The following is a 1273-nucleotide window of genomic DNA, read 5'->3' on the forward strand; positions in this document are numbered from 1 at the left end:
CGCCTGCGTCGCGGACTGGGGGCTGTCCGTCGATGAGGTTGCGGATCTCCTCGCCGGTGAGCGTCTCGTACTCCAACAGACCCCGCGCCAAAGCCTCCAGATCCGAAGCCTTCTCGGTCAAAATCCGGCGCGCATCGTTCAGCCCCGTCTCCACCAGACGCCGCACCTCCGAGTCGATCTTCTGCGCCGTCGCCTCCGACACGTTCTGCTGCCGGCCCATCTGCATGCCCAGGAACACCTCGTCCTGGTTCTCGCCATAGGCCACCGTGCCAAGCTCCGGCGAGAAGCCCCACTTGGTCACCATCATCCGCGCCAGACGCGTCGCCTGCTCGATGTCCGACTGCGCGCCCGAGGTCACCTTCTCCTTGCCGAAGATCATCTCTTCCGCAATCCGTCCGCCCATCATGATCGCCAGACGCGAGGTCATCTGCTCGAAGCTCATCGACAGCTTGTCGCGCTCCGGCAGCTGCATCACCATGCCCAGCGCCCGGCCGCGCGGAATGATCGTCGCCTTGTGCACCGGGTCGGTCGCCGGCACGTTGAGCGCCACCACCGCATGGCCCGCCTCGTGATAGGCGGTCAGACGCTTCTCGTCGTCGGTCATCACCAGGGTGCGGCGCTCGGCGCCCATCATCACCTTGTCCTTGGCGTCCTCGAACTCCTTCATCGTCACGATGCGCTTGCCGCGTCGCGCCGCCAACAGCGCCGCCTCGTTGACCAGGTTCATCAGATCGGCACCCGAGAAGCCGGGCGTGCCGCGGGCGATCACCTTGAGGTCGACATCCGGCGCGAGCGGGACTTTCCGCACATGCACGCGCAAAATCTTCTCGCGGCCCAGCACGTCGGGGTTGGGCACCACGATCTGACGGTCGAAGCGGCCCGGGCGCAGCAGCGCCGGGTCGAGCACGTCGGGCCGGTTGGTGGCGGCGATGATGATGATGCCCTCGTTGGCCTCGAAGCCGTCCATCTCGACCAGGAGCTGGTTGAGGGTCTGCTCGCGCTCGTCGTTGCCGCCGCCCAGGCCCGCGCCGCGATGGCGGCCGACGGCGTCGATCTCGTCGATGAAGATGATGCAGGGCGCGTTCTTCTTGGCCTGCTCGAACATGTCGCGCACGCGGCTTGCGCCGACGCCGACGAACATCTCGACGAAGTCGGAGCCGGAGATGGTGAAGAAGGGCACGTTGGCCTCGCCCGCGACCGCGCGGGCGGTGAGTGTCTTGCCGGTGCCGGGCGGGCCGACGAGCAGCACGCCGCGCGGGATGCGCCCGCCGAG

The 1273-nt window shown here is 67.6% G+C and carries 1 protein-coding gene; it reads right to left on the bottom strand.

The annotated features are described in order from the left end of the window. The coding region (gene ftsH / locus MHY87_RS18630) for an ATP-dependent zinc metalloprotease FtsH (protein ID WP_239354067.1) at window positions 1-1273 on the bottom strand (1273 nt) is incomplete at both ends.

Source organism: Microvirga sp. ACRRW (assembly GCF_022346925.1).
GTDB lineage: Bacteria > Pseudomonadota > Alphaproteobacteria > Rhizobiales > Beijerinckiaceae > Microvirga.